This window comes from Polyangiaceae bacterium, assembly GCA_016715885.1.
Classification (GTDB): Bacteria; Myxococcota_A; Polyangia; order Polyangiales; family Polyangiaceae; genus Polyangium.
Window position 1 is genome coordinate 72,103 of record JADJXL010000005.1, and the last position, 24,045, is coordinate 96,147.

At 60.4% G+C, this 24,045-nt stretch carries 24 protein-coding genes; 7 read left to right on the forward strand and 17 right to left on the reverse strand.

The window, feature by feature from the left end:
- Positions 1–106 precede the first annotated feature (106 nt).
- From IPM54_09640 to IPM54_09670, 7 genes are all read right to left on the reverse strand, one after another.
- Positions 107–1,735, reverse strand: coding sequence for a serine/threonine protein kinase (locus IPM54_09640; GenBank protein ID MBK9260084.1), 1,629 nt, complete (start codon positions 1,733–1,735; stop codon positions 107–109).
- Positions 1,736–2,038: 303 nt separating this feature from the next.
- Positions 2,039–2,968, reverse strand: a complete 930-nt coding sequence (locus tag IPM54_09645) for a fibro-slime domain-containing protein (GenBank protein ID MBK9260085.1) — start codon at positions 2,966–2,968, stop codon at positions 2,039–2,041.
- A gap of 86 nt (positions 2,969–3,054) precedes the next feature.
- Entirely contained in the window at positions 3,055–4,344 is a 1,290-nt protein-coding gene (locus tag IPM54_09650) for a histidine phosphatase family protein (protein ID MBK9260086.1), read from the reverse strand.
- A complete protein-coding gene (locus tag IPM54_09655) occupies positions 4,341–4,697 on the reverse strand; it encodes a hypothetical protein (protein MBK9260087.1) in 357 nt (118 codons plus the stop codon). The genes IPM54_09650 and IPM54_09655 overlap by 4 nt, the downstream gene beginning before the upstream one ends.
- On the reverse strand, positions 4,676–4,975 hold the full coding sequence (locus tag IPM54_09660) for a hypothetical protein (protein ID MBK9260088.1): 300 nt from the start codon (positions 4,973–4,975) through the stop codon (positions 4,676–4,678). The genes IPM54_09655 and IPM54_09660 overlap by 22 nt, the downstream gene beginning before the upstream one ends.
- An 18-nt stretch (positions 4,976–4,993) precedes the next feature.
- Positions 4,994–5,677: a hypothetical protein gene (locus tag IPM54_09665; GenBank protein ID MBK9260089.1), complete on the reverse strand. Its 684-nt coding sequence runs from the start codon at positions 5,675–5,677 to the stop codon at positions 4,994–4,996.
- Positions 5,662–6,195: a radical SAM protein gene (locus tag IPM54_09670; protein MBK9260090.1), complete on the reverse strand. Its 534-nt coding sequence runs from the start codon at positions 6,193–6,195 to the stop codon at positions 5,662–5,664. The genes IPM54_09665 and IPM54_09670 overlap by 16 nt, the downstream gene beginning before the upstream one ends.
- Positions 6,196–6,440: 245 nt before the next feature.
- Between IPM54_09670 and IPM54_09675 the strand changes: the two genes are divergently transcribed.
- Genes IPM54_09675 through IPM54_09690 form a run of 4 tightly spaced genes read left to right on the forward strand, consistent with a single transcriptional unit; the run spans position 6,441 to position 9,360 of the window.
- Positions 6,441–7,532: an NAD(P)-binding protein gene (locus IPM54_09675; protein MBK9260091.1), complete on the forward strand. Its 1,092-nt coding sequence runs from the start codon at positions 6,441–6,443 to the stop codon at positions 7,530–7,532.
- Positions 7,513–8,058, forward strand: coding sequence for a hypothetical protein (locus tag IPM54_09680; protein ID MBK9260092.1), 546 nt, complete (start codon positions 7,513–7,515; stop codon positions 8,056–8,058). The genes IPM54_09675 and IPM54_09680 overlap by 20 nt, the downstream gene beginning before the upstream one ends.
- Positions 8,059–8,086: 28 nt before the next feature.
- Positions 8,087–8,578 (forward strand): FAD-dependent oxidoreductase, encoded by a 492-nt coding sequence (locus IPM54_09685; protein MBK9260093.1) that lies wholly within the window; start codon positions 8,087–8,089, stop codon positions 8,576–8,578.
- A 50-nt stretch (positions 8,579–8,628) separates the two neighbouring features.
- The gene (locus tag IPM54_09690) at positions 8,629–9,360 is read left to right on the forward strand and encodes a hypothetical protein (GenBank protein MBK9260094.1); all 732 of its coding nucleotides are present in this window, start codon (positions 8,629–8,631) and stop codon (positions 9,358–9,360) included.
- Between the two features lies 1 nt (position 9,361).
- Here IPM54_09690 and IPM54_09695 read toward each other — a convergent pair whose 3' ends face one another.
- Positions 9,362–9,823, reverse strand: a complete 462-nt coding sequence (locus IPM54_09695; protein ID MBK9260095.1) for a hypothetical protein — start codon at positions 9,821–9,823, stop codon at positions 9,362–9,364.
- Between the two features lie 143 nt (positions 9,824–9,966).
- On the opposite strand from IPM54_09695, the gene IPM54_09700 reads away from it, so the two are divergent.
- Positions 9,967–10,416: a hypothetical protein gene (locus IPM54_09700; protein ID MBK9260096.1), complete on the forward strand. Its 450-nt coding sequence runs from the start codon at positions 9,967–9,969 to the stop codon at positions 10,414–10,416.
- Between the two features lie 13 nt (positions 10,417–10,429).
- On the opposite strand, the gene IPM54_09705 is transcribed toward IPM54_09700, so the two are convergent.
- Both IPM54_09705 and IPM54_09710 read right to left on the reverse strand, forming a co-directional pair.
- Positions 10,430–13,246 (reverse strand): response regulator, encoded by a 2,817-nt coding sequence (locus IPM54_09705; protein MBK9260097.1) that lies wholly within the window; start codon positions 13,244–13,246, stop codon positions 10,430–10,432.
- A gap of 529 nt (positions 13,247–13,775) precedes the next feature.
- Positions 13,776–14,237: a hypothetical protein gene (locus IPM54_09710; protein ID MBK9260098.1), complete on the reverse strand. Its 462-nt coding sequence runs from the start codon at positions 14,235–14,237 to the stop codon at positions 13,776–13,778.
- Between the two features lie 404 nt (positions 14,238–14,641).
- Here IPM54_09710 and IPM54_09715 point away from each other — a divergent pair, with 404 nt between their 5' ends.
- Both IPM54_09715 and IPM54_09720 read left to right on the forward strand, forming a co-directional pair.
- Entirely contained in the window at positions 14,642–16,690 is a 2,049-nt protein-coding gene (locus tag IPM54_09715) for a hypothetical protein (GenBank protein MBK9260099.1), read from the forward strand.
- Positions 16,691–16,737: 47 nt separating this feature from the next.
- Positions 16,738–17,526 carry a hypothetical protein gene (locus IPM54_09720; GenBank protein ID MBK9260100.1) on the forward strand — a complete coding sequence of 263 codons (789 nt, stop codon included), beginning with the start codon at positions 16,738–16,740 and terminating at the stop codon, positions 17,524–17,526.
- A gap of 345 nt (positions 17,527–17,871) precedes the next feature.
- Here IPM54_09720 and IPM54_09725 read toward each other — a convergent pair whose 3' ends face one another.
- From IPM54_09725 to IPM54_09755, 7 genes are read right to left on the reverse strand one after another with little or no spacing between them, the layout of a single operon-like run.
- Entirely contained in the window at positions 17,872–18,495 is a 624-nt protein-coding gene (locus IPM54_09725) for a Na+/H+ antiporter subunit G (GenBank protein MBK9260101.1), read from the reverse strand.
- Positions 18,492–18,758 (reverse strand): cation:proton antiporter, encoded by a 267-nt coding sequence (locus IPM54_09730; protein MBK9260102.1) that lies wholly within the window; start codon positions 18,756–18,758, stop codon positions 18,492–18,494. The genes IPM54_09725 and IPM54_09730 overlap by 4 nt, the downstream gene beginning before the upstream one ends.
- Complete coding sequence (locus tag IPM54_09735) at positions 18,755–19,228, reverse strand: Na+/H+ antiporter subunit E (GenBank protein ID MBK9260103.1); 474 nt, start codon at positions 19,226–19,228, stop codon at positions 18,755–18,757. Before IPM54_09735 ends, IPM54_09730 begins: the two co-directional genes overlap by 4 nt.
- On the reverse strand, positions 19,225–20,739 hold the full coding sequence (locus tag IPM54_09740) for a Na+/H+ antiporter subunit D (GenBank protein ID MBK9260104.1): 1,515 nt from the start codon (positions 20,737–20,739) through the stop codon (positions 19,225–19,227). The genes IPM54_09735 and IPM54_09740 overlap by 4 nt, the downstream gene beginning before the upstream one ends.
- Positions 20,736–21,089 carry a Na+/H+ antiporter subunit C gene (locus IPM54_09745; GenBank protein ID MBK9260105.1) on the reverse strand — a complete coding sequence of 118 codons (354 nt, stop codon included), beginning with the start codon at positions 21,087–21,089 and terminating at the stop codon, positions 20,736–20,738. Before IPM54_09745 ends, IPM54_09740 begins: the two co-directional genes overlap by 4 nt.
- Complete coding sequence (locus tag IPM54_09750; GenBank protein ID MBK9260106.1) at positions 21,086–21,505, reverse strand: Na(+)/H(+) antiporter subunit B; 420 nt, start codon at positions 21,503–21,505, stop codon at positions 21,086–21,088. The genes IPM54_09745 and IPM54_09750 overlap by 4 nt, the downstream gene beginning before the upstream one ends.
- Before the next feature lie 3 nt (positions 21,506–21,508).
- A complete protein-coding gene (locus IPM54_09755) occupies positions 21,509–23,794 on the reverse strand; it encodes a putative monovalent cation/H+ antiporter subunit A (protein ID MBK9260107.1) in 2,286 nt (761 codons plus the stop codon).
- Positions 23,795–24,045: the final 251 nt, after the last annotated feature.

Below are 24,045 nucleotides of genomic sequence, written 5' to 3' on the forward strand. Positions count from 1 at the left end.
TCGGCGCGTCGTTGCACCGCGAGGGCAAGTCGAATGAGACATCCAGATCGACGTTAAAGCAAGAGAGAACAGACGAGCAGGCGCTGGATCTTTGCTGCGCTGCTCCTCACTTGGCTTCGGATTCGGCTGCGTTCACATTGCGCGCTCCGCTTCGCGGCACCATCCAAAGCGTCGTTCCGATTCCCAAGAGAAGGAAGAGCACTCCGGCAGCAAGAACCCATCGGTTTCGCAACGCGCGCTTGAGGCTGGATTTTTCTGTTTTGAAAGGCAATACTGGACGCGCAATGCGTTGAAATGCGATCGGCAACGTCGACACGCCCATTTCATTTCGTGCAGCCGTCTTTGGCGGAGCTGCTGCCTCTGCCGCCGCGCTGGCCGAAGATCCGCCGGCAAGCGATAACGGTGCAGCGGCGACCACTTGCACATTGTGAACCGGCGCCATCAGTGTCGTTCCTCGAGGTCCAGCGGGCCGCTTCAATGTCGGTGGGAACGATGGCGCGGGCATTCTCTCAGCGGACACCGAATGCACGACACTCGATTGGGCTTCGGTATCCGCATGGCGGTCCATTTCGCCTTCGCCATCCAATATTCGTGCAATGAGCGCCGATTGCGGGGCGTGTGCTAGATCCAAAATGGGTACGATGTTCGTCTTGTCATTCGCTGTATCGAAATGTTGCGCTGTCCGCTGGCCGGCTTGCGGCATCGTTGGCGTCGTGGACATTGCTGTCGTTTCAGTATGGGGCACTTTTTCGTGCGTACCACTCTTGCTCAATGCCGATCGGCGCAATTCCTCGAGCCTTCCGAGGTCTTCACGCGCCGTTTCACGCACGTAACGACTCACCTCTGCGACCGGCGCAATCATGTTTGCTGGTGCCGCAATCGCTTCGAGCGCTGCGCCGAGCGCCTGAGCTGTGCAAAAACGCGTCTCCGGTGCTTTCGAAAGCGCCATTTCCAGCACCGCATCGAGCTCGTCTCCGAGCTCCGGAACCATATGCCCAATGCGCGGAACCTCCACGCTCGTCACCCGCGAAAGCGTCTCGCCGTCGTTGCTTCCTCGAAATAGCCTTCGCCCTGCGAGTGCTTCCCATAACACGACGCCCAGCGCAAAGACATCCAAGCGCCGATCAGGCCGCTTTCCATTGATGTATTCCGGGGACATGTAGGCGAATTTGCCCTTGAGTAGCCCTGTGCTCGTGCGCAAACGATTGCTGCTTTCGTCACGAGCAACGCCGAAATCGGTAATGCGGGCAATACCGTCGACTCCGACGAGCACGTTCTGCGGCGATATGTCTCGGTGCACGAGCCCCAGCGGTTTTCCTGCGGCATCCTTCAGCTCGTGCGCCGCGTGCAGCCCCGCGCAAGCATCGAGCATGATCCGGATCACCACACTCGGCGGTATCTTGCTCTTGCGCTGCGTCGCCGTGACAATGAGGCTACCGAGCGACGCGCCCTCGATGTACGGCATGATGAGCTGCACGGTTTCGTCAATGATTTCAATGTCGCGCACGTCCACGACGTTGGCATGACGAATGCGCGCCGCCATACGCGCCTCCATCAGAAACGATTCTCGTGACGAAGGTTCGTCGAGCAAGTGCGGATGAAGCCGCTTGATTGCGACGAGTTGCTCGAAACCGTACGGCCCCTTCAGGACACCCAGATACACCGTCGCCATCCCCCCAGATGCGATTTTGGCGACGATTTCATATCGAGATTGCGTGAGTGGCTTGGGCAACATGGCGGCTACTTTCGTCTTACCCTCGAGGTGATGGCTGTGCGCGTCTAAAACCTGCCGTTCGCCGATTCATCCATTCAACCATGCAAACACCGGACAACCCCTTCGCCTACGAATCGAGTCTTCGTCGGTGACAAAGAGTCCACGTAAAACCATTGTAGACACATGGATCGCGCGACTTCAATACTGAAATGATGAAAAATCGTGCGCCTTGGTCCGCACGATATCGACGCGGCCGGGAAAAAGCGCCAAGCCTTTTCGTGAACGCAACGCACATCACCGGAAACGGTGCCAGCCGTGCGTGTCCTACTTCGGCGGGTCGACTGGCAACAAGCAAAAATTGCTCGTCTCGAATCGGTAATTCGAGCCCGAAAAATTACGCTCTGCGTGAAACACTTGCAGGTCGTAAACCTGACCAATGACCAAGCCTAGTTCGGCGGCACGCTGGTCGAGATCGACGCTGCCTTGCTCGGGCCCGTGAAGCCCGCCGAGGTCGATTGCGAGTTTGTGATTGATGAAGATCCAGATGTCGTCGTCCCCCCGGAACGTGAATACCTCGCCGCCCTGGTAGCGGAACGAGGCAATGGCTTCCGAGGTGAAGTGCCAATTGTTCGGCATGCCATTCAGCTCGAATCCTTCATTGCCAAAGCCGAACGTCGCGTCGATCGGGTGAAAATTCGCATCGTCGTACACGAGCGAAGTGCCGTCCGTGATGAGCGGCAGCTCGACGTTGGTGGCGAAATTGACGCCTGGCGTGTCGCGATACCACGTATCGAAATTGGCAGCTCCCGTAAATGGTGCATACGTCGGGCCATTGGGGCCGACTTCACCGCCGGCGACGTACACGGGCTTGTACGTGCCGTCCGGTTGCTGTGCCAAATCCTTGGCCACGATACCCGGCCGAACTCCCACGATTTGACCGAAATTGGGATGTCCACTCCACTGAAAGTCCGGATGCGCTTCGGAAAAATCCCGCACGCGCATCGTGAGTTTGTCCGAGCACGTCACCGCGCCGCCGCCCGCGCCGCCCGTGCCGCTCGACGACGTGAAGCTGACTCCTCCTTCGCCGCCATTGCCCCCAGCACCATTGGATGCCCCACCGGATCCGCCACCTCCGGATCCAGAGCTCGAACCAGAGGACGAGCCCGACGAGCTGGCCAAGCCAGTATTGTCATTGCTGGAGGAACAACCAAGGACGGCGATCAAGCTGAGGAGAGGTACGAGTCGAGTGCGCATTGGCGCATCATAACGCGCAACGCTCGAGCATGGAAGATGGTAAAGCGAGTGAATCTCACCCCGACGCGCAGCTCCTCGATGCCCTCTCAGCCGCCTGCTCCTTGGTCTTCCACGTGCGGTGCCAAGACAAACCGTTTTTCCTCGCAACCATACGCATTGGGCGTGAGTTGAATCACCGTGTGCAGCGGCATGCTGATGTTGGGGCATTTGCTCGGGGCAAGGTCCATCAAGTACGCGTAAATGGCCCGCAGGACCGCTTGATGCGCAATCACGAGCACGGGAGAGCGCTGCCGTTCGAGCTGGATGATGATCGGATCGAGCCTTTGGATGACGTCTTCATAAGATTCGCCGCGTGGATATCGATACCGAAATTTATCCGTCCCGCGCGCGGCCCAGACGTCGGGCAATTCGAGGCGAATTTGATCGTACGTCATGCCGTCGCAAACCCCGGCGTCGATTTCGTCGAGCCCGCGCCAAGACCTTGGCGTCCGCGTGATTGCCTGGGCCGTTTGAATCGTGCGCCGGAGCGTGCTCGTCCAAATGCTGACTTCCTGGTCGCGCGGAGCATGTTGTTTTACGAATTCTGCCAAGTGTTTCGCATATTCTTCGCCGGCCGGAGAAAGCTCCGGATCGCCGCCAATCTTTCCGAGCACGTTGTACATGCTCTGCCCGTGCCTCGTCAGCCAAATGGGACGCGGCGAAACGTGCATGTCGATGAGCAAAGGGGCGAGGCGCGCCGGCAAATACCCGTGAATGCGATTGAGGATGACTTGACGGCCGACATCGATGATTTTGATGTAGCTCTGCGAAGGGTCGTCGAGCGTTTCGTACATGCCTTCGTAATGGGCAATGCGCCGAAGGAAATCGTGCGCCGCGGCTTCGGGATCCATGCCCGCGTAATCGAGCGATTTCAGTTTCGTGTCGCGCACGTTCGCTTCGATGACGGCGGGATCATTGCAAAATGATTCGATGAAGACGAGCGGCACGCCGGCTTTGCGACATCGCGCTTCGACGATGCGCCGCCTGTCATTGGTGCTGTTCGTGGCATCGAATATGCCCACTTCTCCGCCCTCTTGCAGCCAATCGAGCATGTCTTCGAGCGCTTGCATGGCCAGATCGTTCAAGACCTTCCTGCCCGCTGCATTGGCGGGAGCAAAAAAGTCCGCCGGTTGACTCGCTCCCAAAATCTTGCGTCGATAATTGCCAACGTTGAAGACTCGCGTCGGATGCCCGAGCCAATTCAAATATCGGGCGACTCGCCGGGCAATGTAGGTTTTCCCTCGGGCGGGCAAACCCACCATGGATAACACCGTCGTGGTATCGTCTGGTTCGCCAAAAATTCGAGGGGTCCACGCGGAGGTTGCTTGCTCGTTCATACGGATTCGGTCAGTTTCCTGTGTTCTTCGGGTTCGGCGGAAAAAACGATGGGCGTCGGTTCGCTCGTACCATGCAATTCAGCATAACTTCGACGCAACCCAAAACAACGCGTCGATAGATCACATCGTCCGCATGCCTCGGTTCGGACGAATTCGCCACCATCGTGGCCATCGGGGATTTCGGCGAGCTCCAATTGAGCTCGCTTGTCCACGGGCGCCAAACACAGCGGCATTCCACACATGGATTCGAAGCCGATCACGGGCACGTTCGCTTCCCGCGCGATCTTCAATCCTTCTTCCAAGAGCGGCAAAACATCCACGTATCTTGGAATCAAGTCGGGCGTGCGAGGCACCAATCCGTAAATGCGGAAGCAATGGATACATTGATCTCCGCGCGCGGCCAGCGTGAAGCCACGAGACGCACGAAGTCCGGAAATTCTCGGCGGTTTGGCTCGCAAAACACGAAATTCAAGCGCACGTGCACCTTCGTCCGCGATAAAGCATCGATGCCGCGCAGCGTCTTGTCGAACGTGCCCGGCGCGCGGGTAATCCCATCGGAAACGGCCGCCCGTGCTCCGTGAAGCGACACGAACGCTACGTCGAGCCCCGCTTCTTCGAGCGACCTCGTCAATCGTTCGTCCGCGAGCCCTCACGGCATTCGTTTGCAATTCGACCGCCGCGGCTCCTCCGCTTTGCCCAGCTTCACGTATTCACTCACGCGCGGATTGAGTGTCGGTTCGCCCCCGGAGAGTTGCAACACGCCCCCTTGGCGCGAAATTTCCAAAATGGCGTTTCGCACGTCGGCATCGTCGGGGGCGGGAAGGTGCGTCGACACAAAACAAAAGTCGCACGCTTGATTGCAATGAAAATGAATGCGGACGATGTGCGACGGAATGCGCTCGCCCGTCGGGGACCGGTAGACGTCCCGCGTCACGAGCTCGCGCCGAATTTGTTCTTTCGTCGACGAAATCACCGTGAGCTTGCGCCGAATGCGATCTTCGGTAATCGGTTTTGCATCGAGGTTTGGCGAATGCAACCAAAGCGCCGAAGGCACGCCAGGACAACGATCCGCCGCCAAACATTCTTGGCATACAGCGACTCGGGAAAACCCAGCTCGAGCTCCCCCGCCCGGCGTCAGCGCATACAGATGCGCGACGCGATGAGGTTTGTCGAAAACGCACGGCGGCAATAGGCCGCCGGGGTCGAATTGTAGCGGAATGCCGTTTGTCCGGGCTGCTTCGTCGAGCCGCTCGATGGCGCGTGCGGCATCCGCCACGTTCGCGATGCCGCTTCGATCCGGTCCATCGACCACCGCCGTCACGACGATGCGCAAGACGTCGATGTTTGCAGCTCGAAGTCCGGGCGGGATGTTTGCGACGAGATGCAGGTTCGTCGAAACAATCGGCGTGGCGATTTCAGGGGCACGCCTGCATTGGCGAGCGCGCGTATGCCCGCGAGCGTGGCGACAAACCCTCCTTCGTCTCGCGTGATCGCATCCGCTTCGGGACCGAACGCGGGCAAGTGCACCCGCGCCATGTCGAGGCCCTCGCGAGCAAGTGCGCGTGCGGAATCGCCCGTCACGAGCGCCGCGTTGGTTTCGAGCACCACGCGCGCTGCGCCGCGCGATCGAGCGTATCGCACCAGATCCGCGAGGTCTCGACGCATCGTCGGTTCGCCGCCCGTCAAGATGATTTCGCGAGCGCCCGCGGAAAGGGCCGCGTCGATGCGTCGCACGACCGCCGGCGCAACGACGAAATCGCGGCGTTCCGCGGGCCTTCGTGCCGAGCAGAAGCCGCAAGCCTGGTTGCACGTCTCGTTGGTGAGCACTCGCGCCACGCGCATCGCAGGCATCTTATCGCAAAGCGGATGGCAAAGCGCCAGAGCATACGTTCATTCTTCTGAACGCGTGAACTTTCGCACGAGTACGATGGGATACGGGTCCGCTCCTTTGGCTCGATAGCCATTTCGAGTGGTTCGTGCGGGATGCGGGACGAAAAGAAGCCCAGCTTGCGCATTCACTCGAAAGGCATCGAATTCCGACAACTTTTTGCATGGTGTCCATACTTTACAAGCTCTTGGTATGATATGCTCGGTGCATGTCGACTTCACCGAAGGTTCGAGTTGCAGTGCTCGGTGGCGGAATGGGCGCGCTGACCGCTGCGTATGCGTTGACTTCGCCCGAAAATCCGCATGCCCAGGCGTATGAATTGACCGTTTATCAGCTTGGTTTCCGTCTGGGGGGCAAGGGTGCCAGCGGACGCAGTCTCGATCCGCATTGTTTTGGCCGTATTGAAGAGCACGGATTGCATAACCTGTTCGGTTTTTATGAAAACACGTTTCAGATGATGCGCAGCGTATACCGCGAGCTGCGCGATCGTCATGGGATTGAACGCGGGGATTTCATGGATGCGGTGAGTCCGGAGAATGCCGCCGTCTTCGTGGAAGAAGTCAATGGCAAACCGAGGCCTTGGCACATTTACAATCCGAGCAACGACCGAATGCCTGGTGATGGGGCCGAAGGGCTTTCCCTGGCGGAAACGGTTGAATTGATGATCGAATTTCTGGAGCTGAACGTTCGTTATCACGACCGCAGTGTGGCTCCGCCCATGGTCGGCACGAAACGCACCATGTCTGTGGGACGAAAGGCGGCGGTGCACATCGTCGTCAAAGCCATCGAAGGCTTGTTATCGTTCGCCCCTCGAGATTTGAAAGACAAACCATTTTGGGTGCGCTTGTCGGCCGTCGTTGGCCGCTTGCCGAGCGACGTCGTCGTCAACGCCTTGAAGGCGGCCCGTCGAGCTGCATTCGTTGCGCTCGGCCCCACGTTGCACGACGATGGGACGCGACGGCTGTGGATCGCAATTCATTTCGCCACTTCGATCGTGATTGGGCTCGCGACGGAAAACATCTTCGTCAAAGGGCTCGACGCGTTGAATTACATCGATTTTTCGGCACTGGCTACGGCGCTACGCCATGGACGATGGTGGAATTTTGGAGCGATCCGTGCTTTTGCGGGTGATGTACGACTCGTCGTTTGCTTATCGTGGTGGCAATACGTCACGCGAAGAGCAAAGTGGGTTTGCCGCGGGAGCCGATTACGAAGCGGGCACTTTGCTTGCCGGTCTCTTTCGCGCAGCGTTCACGTACAAAGGTGCGTTCGGCTGGAAGATGCGAGGAGGCACCGGTGACGTGCTCATTGCGCCGCTGTACGAGCTCTTGCGCGCACGTGGCGTGCATTTTCGATTTTTCCATCGCGTCGATGAAATCATTCCCGCTCAGGGTGATTTGCTCATCGGGCGCATTTCGATGACGGAGCAAGCGCGTACGAAGACGGGCGCGCCTTACGAACCTTTGTATCCATTCGACGACAAACCGTGCTGGCCGAACCGCCCGCTCTGGGAGCAACTCGAACATGGCGCCGAAATGGAACGGCTTGGATTGGATCTCGAGGATCCGCATGTAGATCCACCTCATGCCCGACGAATCTCGCTGGAGCATGGGCGCGATTTCGACAAGGTGATTTTGGGTATTTCGTTTGGCGCTTTGCCGGCGATTTGCCAGCAATTGGTCGCGCAATATGCAATGGCAGCGTGCCACCGAACATGTTGCGACGACCCGCACGCAATCGCTCCAGGTTTGGCTACGGTCGGGGGCACCGATTCCAGGTCACGGTCGAGATGCCGGGCAGCCCATTACAGGGTTTTGGTACGATGACGAAAGTCCGCTCAATGTGTGGGCCGACATGAGCCATCTTCTGCGGTACGAGGGTTGGTCCGGGACCCAGGCGCCGGGCCACGTTTCTTATTATGTCAGCCCCATGTCCGACGCTCCGGCAAGGCACACCGACGCTCGAGCCTCCGTGCGACGCCATGCCGAACGGGTGCTCGTGGGAGAAGGCGCAAAGCATCTGCGTGCGGCTCATGCAGGGCCCTTCGATTGGTCACACCTGGTCGATCATCGACCGGACGCGCCTCAGGGTATGGAGCGCCTCGATGCACAATACTGGCGCGCGAATACGTATCCATCCGAGCGTTACGTCTTGTCCGTCGCGGGAAGTACCGAGCATCGGCTATTGCCTCACGATCGCAATGGATATCGAAACTTGTACCTGGCAGGCGATTGGACGCGCAATGGAATGAATTGCGGTGCAATGGAATCCGCGGTCATGGGCGGGTTGCTTTGCGCGCGAGCGTTCGACGGGTTCCCCCGGAAAATCGTGGGGGCGAGCGAGTGACGCCCGCAGAGCGGCAATTGTTCGCGCGACTGGAACCTCACCCTCGTAGCGTGGAGCATCTGCGAGAACAGTTCATGCTCATTCACACGTGGGCAGGGCGCACGCACGACCTTCGAGGCACATTTGCCGCGGCTTACGTGATCGTCACACGCGCCATTGAATGGGGGATTCGAGCGAAAGCATTTGCAGAGCCCACATGGGTCACACAGGTGATGCTCGACTTTGGAAAGCGTTATCTCGAGGCATTGCAGAATCATCTCGGTGGTGCGAACGTGATAGCCGCATGGAATCACGCTTTCGAGCTACGCCGTGGGGGATCGGTCCAAGCCCTGGGTGCTCTGCTTTCCTCGATGGTGGCGCATATCCATTATGATCTGCCGCAGTCTTTGCACGCGGCTCGCCCGCTTTTGCCGCAGCGCATCGTTGATTATGGCCGAATTGGTGAGCTCATCGAAGGCTCGACCGGAGAAATTCAGGAGCTCGTCATTGACGCGTATGCCTGGGATCTCGCGCCGCTTCACCGACGAATGAATGGGCTGGACTTGCGACTGACGAATTCGGTCCTTCGAGCTTGGCGCAGGCGGGCGCTCACGGTGGCCAGCGAAATGGCGCGGCACCCCTCGGATGCCATTCGGTGGACCACACGTTTGGACGCCGAAAGTGCAGCGCTCGCGCGATGCTGCAGCCGCGCAGCACATTGGCTGCAAGAGATCCAGAAGCAGAACGACGGCACGGATGCTATCGAGGAGCCACGAGCTGACGAGTTGCTGTACGATACCTAGTTCAACGTGGCGACGAACCCGTCCCTCCCGCCTTCAGTTCATCCATCAGCTCTTCGATCGCCGAAAGCTCGGCGCTGCCCGGCGCGATGATCCAATCGCGGGACGCATCGCCGCATCTTATCGAAATCACGCCCGAAAGCATCGTCCGGTTCTGGATATGCGTTGCCTTCGCATCGATGGCAGCATTCATCGCATTCGCAATCTTGGCGTACGTCGGCGCGTCGATGGCGCGTTTGAACGGCTCCCCGCCGCTATACCTCCCACTCGAGCTTTCCTCCCGCTTCACGGGCCGATATTCCACGTTGCCCACGCTGAAGACATAGCCGTTGGCGCTCCCGTCAAAGAACGAGACGGTCATGTTGGGATTGTTCAATTCGTCGGGCCAGCGAGTCATATCGCACTTCGTGGCACAACCGTAGACGAAAGGAGCGGCAGCGAGCAACCATGAAGCGAAGCGACGCATCGCCGCAGGATACCATCGAAGCGCGCGGCGGTGCAATCTCGCCGAGGCGCCTGCGCAAATCCTGCTCCCGGGGACGTTGATCGCACGAATTCTTGACGTTTGCCGCCCTGGTCGTCCATACTCCAACAATGCGACTCCTATTCATGTCCTCCATCGTTGCTGTGCTTCCACTCCTCGTCGGCTGCGCCGGTCAGGAAAGCGCAGGCTCCTCATCGACGACGCCCGCGGCCGCAGGTGCCGACAACGCGTTCGCATTCGGCTCCGGTTCGCCTCTTTATCGGCGACAAGGCAAAGCCACCGGAACCGTCCAAGCTGGCGCCTGCAAGCTTTGGATCGCAGACAAGCCCGACTACATCATGACCTTGAACGATCAGCCCATGGGAGGTTTGCGTATCCGCGTCACCTCCGAAGGCGGCGCAAAGCCCATGGTGCGTTATCCGCGCGGAACCTTCTGTGCAAAGGAAATTGGCGGCGCGCCGCCCACCGTCACGCGTGGCGCCTGGTCCAAAGACAGCTACGAGCTCTACATCGGCGTACCCGAACAAGGCCAAACCATCGAATACACGCTCGAAGTCTTCGAAGAACCGTCCTGAAAACATCGCCCCGTCATTTCACCGCGCTTGCACCAAGCGAAAGCGATTCGAGCAATGCCATGAGCGCCTCCGGCTCGACGGGCTTCGTGAGATGATAAGCAAACCCCGCCTCTTTCGAACGCCGCCGGTCCTCCTCCTGCCCGTAACCGCTCAGCGCAATCAGCGGCGTTTGCTCGAATCCCGGCTGCGCATGCAACTTCGCTGCGACCTCGAAGCCGTTCATGACCGGCAAACCGATGTCGCACACCACCACCTGCGGCTTGAACGCATCGGCCACTGCGAGCCCCGACGCGCCATCATGTGCAATCCGAACTTCGTGCCCACCGAGCTCCAGCATGAACGACAGCGTCTCTGCCGCATCCACGTTGTCCTCGATGATCAGCACGCGCAAAGCGCCAGCTTCGATCCGCGCACGTTCCCATCGCGATTTCCCCACGTCCGACGCCTCTTTGGGCCCGACCTCTGGCAGCCGCACGATGAATTCGCTACCGAGGCCCGGCCCTTCACTCCTCGCTTCCACTTTCCCACCGTGCATTTCGACGAGCCTCCGGACCAGCGTCAATCCAATGCCCAAACCGCCCTGTGAGCGGTCGAGCGACCGATTCGATTGAGCAAAAAGATCGAATACATGCGGCAACATGTCCGCGCTCAATCCGATCCCGTCGTCTCGCACCCGAATGACCGCTTCGCCATTTTCATCGGCAGCCTCGAGCCATAAATGGCCCCCCTCGTCCGTGTATTTGGCGGCATTGTTGAGCAAGTTGCCAATGATTTGGACGAGACGAGTCAAATCACCGTCGACTCTCACCGAATGAGGCGGCCATGTGACGGTCAATTGGTGCCTGCGTGCATCGATCAGCGGCCGACTCGATTCCACCGCGCGGCTCACGATCGTCGCAAGCTCGAGCGTCTCGCGCTGCAGAGCAATCTTGCCGCGCGTAATGCGTGAAACGTCGAGCAAGTCGTCCACGAGTCGCGCCATGTACTGTATTTGCCGCTCGATCACCTCCAGCATGCGCTGCTGTTTGGCGTCGGAGCGCCCGATGAGCTTCAGTGCCTGCGTGGCATTGCGGATCGGCGCGAGCGGATTGCGAAGCTCGTGCGCGAGCATCGCCAAGAATTCGTCTTTCCGTCGGTCCGCTTCTCTGAGCGTCTCCTCGGCTCGTTTGATTTCGGTGATGTCCACGAGCGACACGAGCACGTGTTCGAGCGTTTCCTCATGGCCGGGAAGAGCAACGAAGTCGAATATGACATGGCACGTTTCTCCCGTGAAGCCTTTGAGGACCGATTCCCCGCGAAAATGGGTTTGCCCGGTGGCGATGGCCACTAGCAAATCGGCAATGACATGCCACGATTCTGGTGCGATTTGGCGATCGAGCTGCTTCAAAACGGCGTCCTTGTCGGGCGCATGAAGGAGCTCGACGCCTGCCTGATTGGTTTTCAAAAGACGCACGCGGCTCAGGCAAGTGCCGATGGCTCGCGGGTCCTCTTGTAGGTAATGGCGCAAGTCCGTGATCCCCGAGCGAGACCATTCGGCAAGCTGCGCTTTGACTTCGCTCCAGTCGTCCTCCCACAAGGGCAACGTCGAATTCTCGAAGAATGCTCGAAACCGCCCCTCGCTCTCGCGCAATTCTTCATCGGCGCGTTTGCGCGCAATGGCGAAAGCCAATTGACGGGCAATGGTCAAACTGAGCTCGATTTCCTCGTCGGTGAAAACATGAGGCGCATTGAAGTACGCCATGAACTTACCAATGAGCTTCCCATCGGAGATGACGGGGACGAACACGAGCGCGCCGATCCCTTCGCCCTTGATCGTCGATTTGAGCGAATCGCTCAAATCGGCGCGAGCCACGTCGTCGATGTGAATCGGTACCGCATTTTTCTCCGTGACCGACCATGGTGAATGGCCTTCGACGGCACGACGGTAGGCATCGGACAACCCACGCCAACCGACGAAACGCATCACGACGGCGTCGTCGATGAGCAAAATAGAAGCGCGATTGCATTGCAACGCATCGAGAATCGCATCGAGCGCTGCATTGTAGATGTCTGCAAAGGATCGAGCGCGATGCAATTGATCCGCCAATCGATAAAGCGCTTGCTGCTGACGCGCGCTTTCGGCCAAAGATTGTTCGATCAGCTTGCGTTTCGTGACGTCATTAAAAAGCACGGCGACCTGCCCGTCTCGAGGGTCTCCGTGCCTCCAGGCATACACGTCATACCAGCGACCCAATTGCGCAGCACGATGTTCGAAGCGGGTCGCTTGGCCCGTCCGCGCGACGCGGCCGTAGATCTCGAACCAATACGTTTCATGCGCCGGCAGCATTTCTCGAATGGTTTTTTCTCGAAAATCGCTCAAGCCGGTTTGCCGCTCGAATGCAGGGTTCACCTCGAGCCACCGGTAATCGACAGGATTGTCCTTTTCGTCGAAAATCACTTCGATGATGCAGAACCCTTCATCGATCGACTCGAGAAGAGAACGGTACTTCTGCTCGCTCGCGCGCAGCGCCGCTTCGTTTTGGTTGCGTTCGATGGCTGCGGCAATGAGGTTTCCGACGGACTGCAAAAACTGAGCGTCCGTCTGGCTGAATTCGCGTAGTCGCGTCGAGTGGCAGCCCAGCACGCCGAACGGATTGTGAGGATTGCCGATGATGACACTCATGCCGCTCACGACCCCATGCTCGCGCAAAAGCGGCGCCACCCCAAAACGCTTCTCGCTGTGCAGATCCGTAATGATGAGCGGCTCCTTGGCCCCATGCGGAGCGTGTAACCGGCTTGCGAATCGAGATCGGTGCTGATCGTGGCAACACCCACGACGCCCTCGCGCCAACCGACGCCAGCTCGCAGCAGCAATGCACGTCCGTCAGGCAGCAGTTCCAGGACTTTGGCATACTCCACGTCGAGCGTCCCGGCGACTCGGGTGACGGCTTCCCGCAGCACGGCATCGACATCGTGTTCGAGCAGCGCGAATTGACCGAGCTCGGCGATGGCCGCTTGTTGCCGCGCGCGGAGTTGGTCTCGCTCATGACGCCAGGATCTCACGAAGCGTCGAAAATGGCAGGCCGCACGAGCAGGGAGGTTGTGCATGGGCCCGGCCGTGCTCGTCTTTCAATGGGACGAGAAAGCTCATGGCCCCGGGCTGAGTTTGGCGTGTAGGCTCAATGAGCGCTTGGCCGTTCGGGGCTCGTGAGCGACCCTAACAAAGCGACGAGATCGTTCGTTCGGACATTGCTACCTACACGCTCGAGCAATGAGTCGGGCTTTCCCAATCGAGGCTCATGCGCCAGCGTGCGATAATGGTCGACGACGTCCTTTAGCGTTGCGAGCTGGCCAGCGTGCGGTTCATGAAAGGTGTCCGGCTACTTTGCGCTCTTCTTGCGCGTGTTCGACAAGAACTCTGCAAAGGGACGCACGGCAGCCTGCACTTCGGGGATACGGCTGCCCATGCTCTGCGCAATGCCATAAAACACATACGCGCCCTCGTTGGCTTCGCTGCTCGCTCGAGCAGAGGTGTCGTCGACGAGCTCGTTTGCCAACGTAAGTCGGTGCCGAATGGGATCCAATCGCTGCGTCAGCCGCAAATCGTTCAATACCTGATCGGGCGTCAAATCAGGCGCCTTCCAATCATATTTTTTCGCCGTTTCGGCGACCTGCGCAAGATACGGCTCCGCCCCGCGCCGACCGCGCGTCAAGCTCGCCCGCTCCTCGGGGGTCAAGTGTATGCAAAACTTCCTCAACCACTCCAATATGTCGTCGAGCTGCGCGACGCGCGCCGCAAACTCGTCATCATTCGGCAGATTGTCTCCGACCTTGTTGTCCATGATGGGACCCTCCTGTCGGCTCGCACGCTACCATGGCTCATCACGGCATCGCAACAAATTCCGTCGTCGATGCGGCACGACGCCAGCCTACCCTTGGCCCGAGCGATGCCGACGCTTGGCTTGCACGTCGACGGCTTTTGGCCTGGCGCACGGCGAACCTTGGCCAACCGCGAGCCCATGGTCGGCGTGCCCCATGGCCTACGGTTGGCATTGCGCAGGCCGAGCATCGGCATGGGGCCGTGCCAAGGTCTTGCTTGAACGAGGCCAAGGGTTGGCATGGGCGAGGCCAAGGGTTGGCCGAACGTGAGGCCAAGGGTTGGCATGCGCGAGGCCAAGGGTTGGCATGGGCGAGGCCGCCGAAGGTGCCGCTTGACACTCCGTTTCGGGCCTGATGGGCTCGATGGGTGAGCGCTTTCCTTTCGTTTGTCACGCGACATCTTCGCATCGTCGTGACTGTCCTGACGACCTTGGGGCTGGCAGGGACGATTCTTGGCTGTGGTCCCGGTGAAGTCCGCGTGGTGGCATCGAATGCGACTGCATTTCAGGCCATGTTGAGCGCGGAAATGGCGGCCGACGCGCGGCGTCCTGCGCATTGGATGCGCGACTATGTGAGCGGCGAGGCACCGGGGAAACCGCGCGTTTTGGAGCCGGAGCACCTTCCGGAAGCGTACACGCCAAACGGCGAGCCTGGGATCCGCCCATCCGAGTTCCATCTCGCTTACGCGGCTTTGAGATTGATTTGCGCACATTACGCAGCGACTCATCCGGGGTATCGCGGGCTCGAACGTGACGTCCTTGTGGAGGTGGTCGACGAAGCGGGTGGCAACACGCACATGGTCAATGAATTCGATCGTGAAAGGCGCCTCGATCTCGTGGACGTGGAGGATCGGTTTCTTTTCGAGGTCGTTCCGCCCGGACAAATGCATCAGGAAGCGGGCAAGAAAAAGGTTGATTGGCAGCTATTGCTCCTGAACAAAGCAATGCTCGGTGTGCCGGAGTTCAAGCTCGGGACGGGCTACGAGGGCGAGATTGGCGTGCGTTTCGCCGAGGGAGCTCCGGGGTGGAAATTGACGTTTGCGACGACGACGCCGGGGATCGTCCAGTACGAATGGCACGTGTTGAGCGTGGACGAGGCAACGGAGGAGGCGTATCGCGAAGCGTATTTGGACAATCGCTGGCACGCGCCGACGCCGGACGAAACGATGCGTTTTGCGCGTGCATTGCACGAAGTGGTGGAGAGGTTGGTGCAGGCGCGGGAGGCGCTGGGACGAACGCGTGCTGTGGCGGAAATGCCGATCTTGCCTGGCAACACGGTGGCCGACGACGAGCGGTCGGTGGCCTTGTGGAGCGCCCATGACGATCGGATTGCGCGCCTGTTGCCGATTGTTCGTCCCGGCGCACGTGGAGGCATGCGTGTCCCCGAGCCCGTGGCGAAGCGGCTCGGGAGCTGCCCGCGTCGTAGCGCCGCTCGGCTGAAGCCTGCGCGCTACAGCATGAGCATCAACGTGTACGTGACGGACGAAGGCCGGGCGGTTTCGGCGTTCGTGAAGCGGTCGACGCTGGGCGATGGTGCCACCGAGGCGTGTATGCTGGGCGTGCTTCGAGAGACGCAGTGGCCCGTGGAGGTGGGCCCCGAGGCCGCTGCGCCCACTTCGAGGGCGTTTGTCGCGCAGGCCGCTGAGCGGATCACGCCTTTGCCGGATCGGCCGTCGGGCATCTATCCGAAGCAGCCATCTCCGGGCACGCCGCCACAAGGGTTTCCCAATCCGTACTACGTCACCATTCCGCTCGGCCCCGTCATCGTGGGTGTCGGTGTGGGCGTCACGATATTCCTTCTGCCGCGCGCAACGGCGCCGGCCTGGGCGTCCGAGCTGAACCCCATCACGCGGCTCCCTTATACGAGCGCACAAGAATACGAAGAAGTGCGGCGCTTGTCTCCCGACGAGATCAAGCGACGACGGGCGCGAATCACGGGCTCGAAGCCGAACGGGCCGCCTGCGTCAACGCCGACGCCGAGCACACAAGCGGCGCGGGAGCAAGAGAAAAAGACTCAGCGATGCGCGAAGATCGCAAAGGACATCCATGACATCATCTACGCTGAGCGGAAGGCGACGCCCAAGGGCGGCTTCCCTCAAGGCAGGAAGGGCCTCGCAACGCGCTGGCGTGAGATTGCAGAGAACGAGGGGAACTGGGGAAGGAAGCCGGACGGTACGCTGATCAAGAAAGCGGAGAACCACTTGAAAGAATATGAAAAAGGTCAAAGGGAGGTCAAGCAAGAGCTGGAAAAGTGGAAGGGGTGTGATGACAAGGATCTGCCGCGCCTGGCTCGCGAATACGCCGAACAGAAGCCGGAGTTCGGCCCGGGAAAACCCCTAGAGCCCAAACCGCAGCCACTCTCGCCAAAGCCGGGAGTTTCCGTCGTCGTTCCCAAAGACAAGAAGCGCTCCGATTGACAGGTTGGCTTCAGCTTGGCTCACTTGATGCGACGGAGAGACAACCCATGATCGATTTCCCGCTGAATCTACGCGACGACAAAGAAAACTGGACATGGTTCAAAGGTAGTCTGTGGCTAAGCCTCGACCGGTTCGAGCGCTTCTGGCCAGATGTTGGGCTCACTCTTTCGAACGGCGAAGCGGTCAAATCCGCGGTACGCGGTGTACTCCGCGTCCAATACGCCATTGACGCTGCGAACCGTGCAAGATGGGCCGCCGACCCCGACGCGCCCGACGAACTCGATGAGACGGTCTCCATCGAAGAGCTCGCCAAGACCTGTTTTCGCACGCTCGCCGAGACGGCCGGGACGCAAGACACGGAATGCGTGGCGAGATGGCTTACGGGGCCTGTGCTCACGGCCTACAAGGAGGCCCCGTGGCACAATACATGGCGCAGCCTGCTTTATTGCATGGCGGAGGAAGATCCGAGCACACTCACGTCGGTCTATGGAATCCCCGGCGACACCGCTCGAAAGCTCGTCGAGATCGCCATGCGTTTCAAGAGCGAAGTCGATGGGAGCGAAGAGCGGGTTGAAGCGGCAGAGCAAGAGCCCTTGTCGGGTTGGGATGCGGTCGCCTACGCAGACTACCGGAACGATGATCCCGGGGTGAACCCCCTCACCGATCTCTGGTCGCTTCTCCAGTACCTCTGTTTTGATCGGGCCTTGGCGGAGGTCGTGCACTGCACGCGTCCGGCCGACATCAATGCTCTGATCCAGTGGGGCAACGCGTTTCTCAGAGCGCGCAATCGGCCTTATGATGCCATCATCCCCGACGACGTGCGCCGCGCATGGTGATGCGCCGCAGCGCGAAGCGGGACCGGATGGGGGCCGGGGGGGGGCGGACTGGTTTAGGACCCCAGCAAAACTCTGATGCTGTGCCGCTCACGGTTTGGTCTCGGGCTCGGCAACTCCACGAAGCAAGTGAGCGTCAGAACGGCTCGGTCCCGGGCACCCCACTACGAGCAGCCTCGGCACCGCAAGGTTTCCCCAATCCGTACTACGTCACCATTCCGCTCGGACCCCTCGATGTTGCTCCTGAACAAAGGCCAGGACTTCATTCTCGCGTGGGATTCGGACCCGCCCCCCGAAGCGCAGCCGAACGCGTGGACGTCCAAGCCCGCGTGACGGGCCACCCCTTCATTACACCGGACCCTCCTCATCCGAATCCTCCGCATCCGCCTTTTCAACCTGCGCCTCGAATATCTCGCGCACGTGGACGAACTCCGACGGCTCGGCGAGCACTTCCAGCCTATCGCCCGCTTCGAGAATGGTTTGCCCTCGAGGTACGATCGCCCCACCGTGACGGTGAATGACGCGGATGAGCACCCCCGGCGGCAAACCAAGCTCGACGATACGCTTGCCAAGGACGACTGCCCGCGGCGATAGCTCGAACGTGCGCGTCCGCGGCTCGGGCCCCGCGAGCGTATGCGTCGTCGGATCGTAATGCCCCGCGAGCTCGTTTACCACGGTCTCCGGCGAGAGGGGCACGTTGGTCGTGTATCCGGCGCGCGCCAGCAAATGCGTCGCGACAGGTATCGTCAGCACCACGAATGCAATGATGATGACGGCTCGCGCGGTGACGGCCGGCGCATCGAAATGAAGCGCCGCCGCGGAAAGAATGCACGTCATGCCGAAGACCGATGCCTTCGATGTGACTTGAAGACGCGTAAAAAGATCCGGCATGCGCAAAATGCCCACCGCCGCGAGCAAAATGAAAATGCTGCCAATGACCAGAAGCGCGCCCTCGATGATATCGCTGATCATGGCGTCTCCCCAAGCCTCTCGAGATAAAAAGCAAATGCAATCGTGCCGAGGAAAAAAATGAGCGACAGGACCATCACCGCATCCAAAAGAACGCTATGATCGGTCACCATCGCGTACAGAGCAATGCCCCCGCTGCCGACCGTCGCCATGAGGTCCATGGCAACCACGCGGTCGGGCAGACTCGGTCCAATCAACAAGCGAATGAGCGCAACGACGAATGCGAGCGTCACGGTGGCAATCGCAACCAACAAAAGCGGGGTCATCGGTATAGCTCCCTCACGCGGCGTTCGAATTCGTTCTTGATGGTCGCTCGAAGCGCGTCGGCGCTCTCCACGAACATCGCATGAATGAAGAGAATTCGACGGTCGCTCGAAATGTCGAGGCCAAAAGTACCAGGCGTCAGCGCAAGGAGAATCACGAGCGTCGTGATTTCTAGATCGGTCGCCAAATCCAAGGGGACCGCGATGATGCCCGGACGGCTCTGTCGCCTCTTCGACAATACATCCCGGGCAACCCTGAGGTTTGCCCGAAGCATTTCTTTTGCATAAAAGACCACGAACGACAGGACCGTGGGCACCTTCTCGAAATACGTCGTCGGGCCAATCAGGCGCCGGAGCCAGAGGAGCAGGAAATACCCGAGAACAAAGCCGACGGCAGCGGCACTCGCGGTCGCTCGACCCGTCAGCGTGACCCAGACGAACGCGAGGAATAGATTGAGGACGAAAGCTCTCATCGAGGGGTACCTTCCCCCAGCACGGTGTGCACGTATTCGGTCGGATCGGCAAGCTGCGCGGCAGCCCGCTGGACGACGCTGAGGAGCGGCTCGGGCACCATTCCAATCGCAAACCCGAGCGCTGTCATGAGGACGACCGGCACGTACAAAAGCGCGCGAGGTCGTTCGGGATTCGCATTCGGAGCCGTATTTTCAGCGGTAGGCGCGGGCTTCCAGAATGCCTCGTTCCAGATTTTGGTCATGGAAATGAGCGTGATCAGACCGACCGCAAGGCTCGTGGCGACGACGATTGCGGCGCCCGTCGAGCCGACTTCGAGGCCGGCGCGGACCAAACCGAGTTTGGCCCAGAATCCCGATAAGGGGGGCAAGCCGGCGAGGGACAAAGCGGTGAGAATGAAGCATACGGCGAGGGCAGGTTTGCGCGCGAGCAGGCCGCCTTGAAGGTCGAGCCGAACGTCTTTGCCATGGGGGGTCATGAGGCCGCTGATGAGAAAGAGGTTCGATTTGATGATGGCGTGGTGCAATACGAAGAAAATGGCGCCCGCAAGGGAGGACATCGTGAAGAGGCCGAGGCCCATGACCATGTAGCCGACCTGGCTGACGCTGTGAAACGCGAGGATCCGGCGGACTTCGCGATGGGAGACGGCGCCGAGGACGCCGACCATCATGGTGAATGCCGCAATGCCGAGGATGAGTGCGTAGGTCGATGTGCCGTCGCCTCGGAAAATGAGGGTGAAAACGCGGATGAGGGCGTAGACGCCGACCTTGGTCAAGAGGCCCGCGAAGAGCGCCGTGACCGTGACGGGAGGCGTGTGATACGAATCCGGGAGCCAGAAAAAGAGGGGGAAAACGGCAGCTTTGATGCCGAACGCGACGAGGAAGATCATCGCGAGGGTCATGCGTATGGGCGCATCGAGGCTCGGGAGCTTCAACGAAATGTCGGCCATGTTGAGGGCGTGGACGGAGCCATAAAGAATGCCAATGCCGGTGAGGAAAAAGGCACTCGAAATGAGATTCATCGCGACGTATTTGATGGCGCCCTGCATTTGCGGCCGTTCATTGCCGAGCACCAAGAGCACGAAGGACGCAATGAGCGTGACTTCGAACCAGACGTACATATTGAAAATGTCGCCGGTGATGAATACGCCGTTGGTCCCCATGAGGAGGACGTGCATGAGCGGGTAAAACCCGTGCGCTTGCCGGTCGCGGTCGATGTTCCCGAATGAATAAATGGATGTGACGAACGCAATGGTCCCCGATAACAAGACCATGAGGGCCGAGAAAAGGTCGACGACGAAGGTGATTCCGTACGGCGCGGGCCAAGCGCCGAGCTGGGTCGATTGAATGCCGAATCGGTGCACGGCTCGGAGCAAGAAGACGCCAACGACGAGCTGCACGATGCTGCCGACGAGGCCGAGCGCGCGCTGCGTCCGCTCGCGCCGGTAGGCAAGGAGCGAGAGGGCCGCGGTGGCCATGGGGACGAGGACGGGCAGGACGAGGAGCACCCTCATGCGTCGGCCGATTCCGATTCGAGAGAGTCGATATCGTCGCTGCCCATGGTGCGATGCACGCGATGAAGGAGGACGATGGTGAATGCGATGACCGCAAAGCTGATGACGATCGCCGTGAGGATCAGCGCTTGAGCGACCGGATCGGCTGGCGGTGCATCGAGGGCCGCTCCGCCTTTGGGAATGAGCGGCGGACGGCCGCGGACGACGCCGGCGACCGTGAGAAGGAGTAGGTTGGTCCCGTGACCGAGAAGCACCAAGCCAAACGCGAGCTTCACGATGCTGCGGCGAAGCATCATAAAGAGCCCCGAGGCATAAAGGCTGCCTACGATGATGGCGAGAAGCAGCGTCATGGATTCATCTCCGCGGTCAAAAAAATGATCATGAGCACCATGCCCATGACGCCGATATACACGCCGAGGTCGAAGAGCACGGGAGTGCCCAGTTCGACGGTGCCGAGCCCCGGAATGGGGACGGTCGTCCACATACCCTCCAAAAAGGCGCCGTCTGCACAGAGGCCAATGATGCCCGAAAAGAGAATGGTCGAAAGGCCGATTCCCAGGAGGGTATGGGGCGCAATGCGGAGCAGTCGCCGTGTCGAGGGGACATCGTGGGCGAGGACGTGCAGCGAAAACGCGGAGGCAATGAGGAGCCCGCCGACGAAGCCACCTCCAGGCTCGTTGTGCCCGCGAAAAAGCGCGTAAATCGAGACGATGATCAAAAGCAGAATCAGGACCGGCGTGGTCGCACGCAGAATGACCGAGGGCATGATTCAGGTTCCCTTCCGGGTGCGGGACTGGAGGAGGGCGTATACGCCGATTCCGGCGACGCACAGGACGGTCGTTTCGCCGAGCGTATCGATTGCACGAAAATCGACGAGGATGACGTTGACGATGTTGCGCCCGTGGGCTTCGGGGTAACCTTTGGCGACGAAGTATTCGCTGAGGGTAGGCTCCGGGGAGAGCGTCGACGTCATGATGATCAAAAGGGCGACCGTCGCGCCAAAGATCAGGGAGATAATGGCATCGGGCATCCAGACGCGCGCCGAGGACCGCCTGACGAAGCGCGGTAAGTGGTGCAGGACGAGGACGAAGATGACGACCGTGAGCGCCTCGACCATGATCTGCGTGAGCGCGAGATCGAGGGCGCTGAAAATGACGTAAATGAGCATGACCGAAATGCCAATGGCGCCGAGCGCGGCGACGACGGCGAGGCGTGAGAGCGTGCGCATCGTCATGGCCACGGTTGCCAGAATGACGCCGGCGAGGACGAGATCGGGAAACTCGATGCCGTCGGTGGAAATCGAAAAAGGAAGGCTCTGGCGCAATGGGACGCCGACGAGGACGACGGTCGTGAGAACGGTGACGAGCAGGTAATGGCGCAAGTGGCCGGTCTGGAGGCGTTTGGTTTGCCATTCGGCGAAGCGCATGAGGCCCGCGAAGGCGGCGTCGTACAAACGCGCAGGGCCCCAGGCTGCGAGACGCGTGGCCGTGTCAGAAAGGCGGTCTACGCGGCCGGAGAGGAATCGGAAGAGGGCGAGGCCGGCGAGGAGGGTGGCGGCGCTGAGGGCGAGCACGGGGGTGAAGCCGTGCCAAAGGTGGAGCTCGAGCGGGGCGGGGCGGCCGAGGATGGCGGTTGCCGCGGCGCTGGGGAGGCTACCGAGCAGGTGCGGTGCGAGGCCGAAGAGGAGGCTCGCGGCGGCGAGGAGGGCGGGGCCGAGCCACAAGGATGGGGGTGCCTCGTGGGGGAGCTGCGGCGCGGTCGGGGAACCACCGAAGAAGGGGCGATAGGCGACGACGACGCTGACGACGACGAGGAGGGCGCTGGCGGAGACGGCGGCGACGACGAGGGGGCCGGTCATCCAGGGTGATGCGAGGAGAGCGCCGTAGAAGAGCTCTTTCGACAGGAAGCCGAGCAGCGGGGGTGCGCCGGCGTTGGAGATGGCGGCGATGACGGCGGCGGTGGCGGTGATGGGCATGAGGCGCGCAAGGCCGCGCAGGCGGGTGACGTCGCGGGTGCCGGTTTCATGGTCCAAGGTGCCCGCGGTCATGAAGAGCGCGCCCTTGTAGAGTGAATGTGCGATCAGGTACACGACAGCGGCAGAAATGGCGGCCTGGGTGCCGATGCCGAGGAGCATGGTGAGGAGGCCGAGGACGCAGACGGTCGACTGGGCGAGGATTCGTTTGAGGTCTTTTTGCGTGACGGCGAGGACGGCGCCGGCGACCATGGTTATCGCGCCGATGGTGGTGACGACGGTGGTCCATTCGCGGGTTTCGCCCAGCGTGGGATGCAGGCGTGCGAGGAGATAAACGCCGGCTTTGACCATGGTGGCCGAATGCAGGTACGCGCTGACGGGCGTGGGGGCTTCCATCGCGCGAGGTAGCCAAAAGGAAAAGGGCAACTGCGCGGACTTGGTGAACGCGCCGGCGAGGACACAGAATAGAATGGGCAGGTAAAGGGGGCTTCCGCGGACGACGTCGCCCGAAAAGCGGGAGATGAGCGTTTCGCCGGTGGCGAGCGTGAGGAGGACGAAGCCTGCGAGCATGGCGAGGCCGCCGCCGCCGGTGACGAGCAGCGCGGTCAGCGCAGCTTTGCGCGCGTCGAGTCGTTCGTGGTCCCAAGCAATGAGGAGAAACGAGCTGATGCTGGTGAGCTCCCAGCATACGAAGAGGAACAAGATGTCATCGGCGAGGACGAGGCCGACCATGGAGCCGGTGAACAGGAGCAGGTACGCGTAAAACCGTCCGAGTCGCGGATCCGATTCGAGATACTTGCTTGCATAAATGAAAATGAGCGCGCCAATGCCGCAGATGAGCGCGAGGAACACGAGCGAAAGCGCATCCAAGCGGACGGCGAGCTCGACACCGAGCGAGGGGATCCACGGTAGCGACGCCTGATGGGCTTGCCCGGCGAGCAGCCTCGGGACGTGCGGCATTGCAGAAGCGAGCACGCCGAGGGGCAGGGCTGCGAAGAGCCAGACAGCCGGGCGGCCGAGCAACCGGTGGACGGGCGGCGCCAGCAGCGCCCCAATGAAAATGCTCAGGACAGCCCACAGCATCGCGGTTCCTCTTCGATGCCGGGAGGGGCCCGACGCTTTCGACGATGATCGCTGCCGGCGTCTTTCTTGGCTCTACAGATTACCTCCAAAGAGCGGTGCGCGCCTAGTCTCGGTTGTACAAGCCACATCACCCAAGGGCGTACCACTTTTTCTTGGTACTACCAAATTTCTGACAAATAGCGCTAAAGTTGTCCGGGCAACCTCCACGAACGAGGTTGGCAGCTTTCGAGTTGTTCAAATTACGCCGTGGC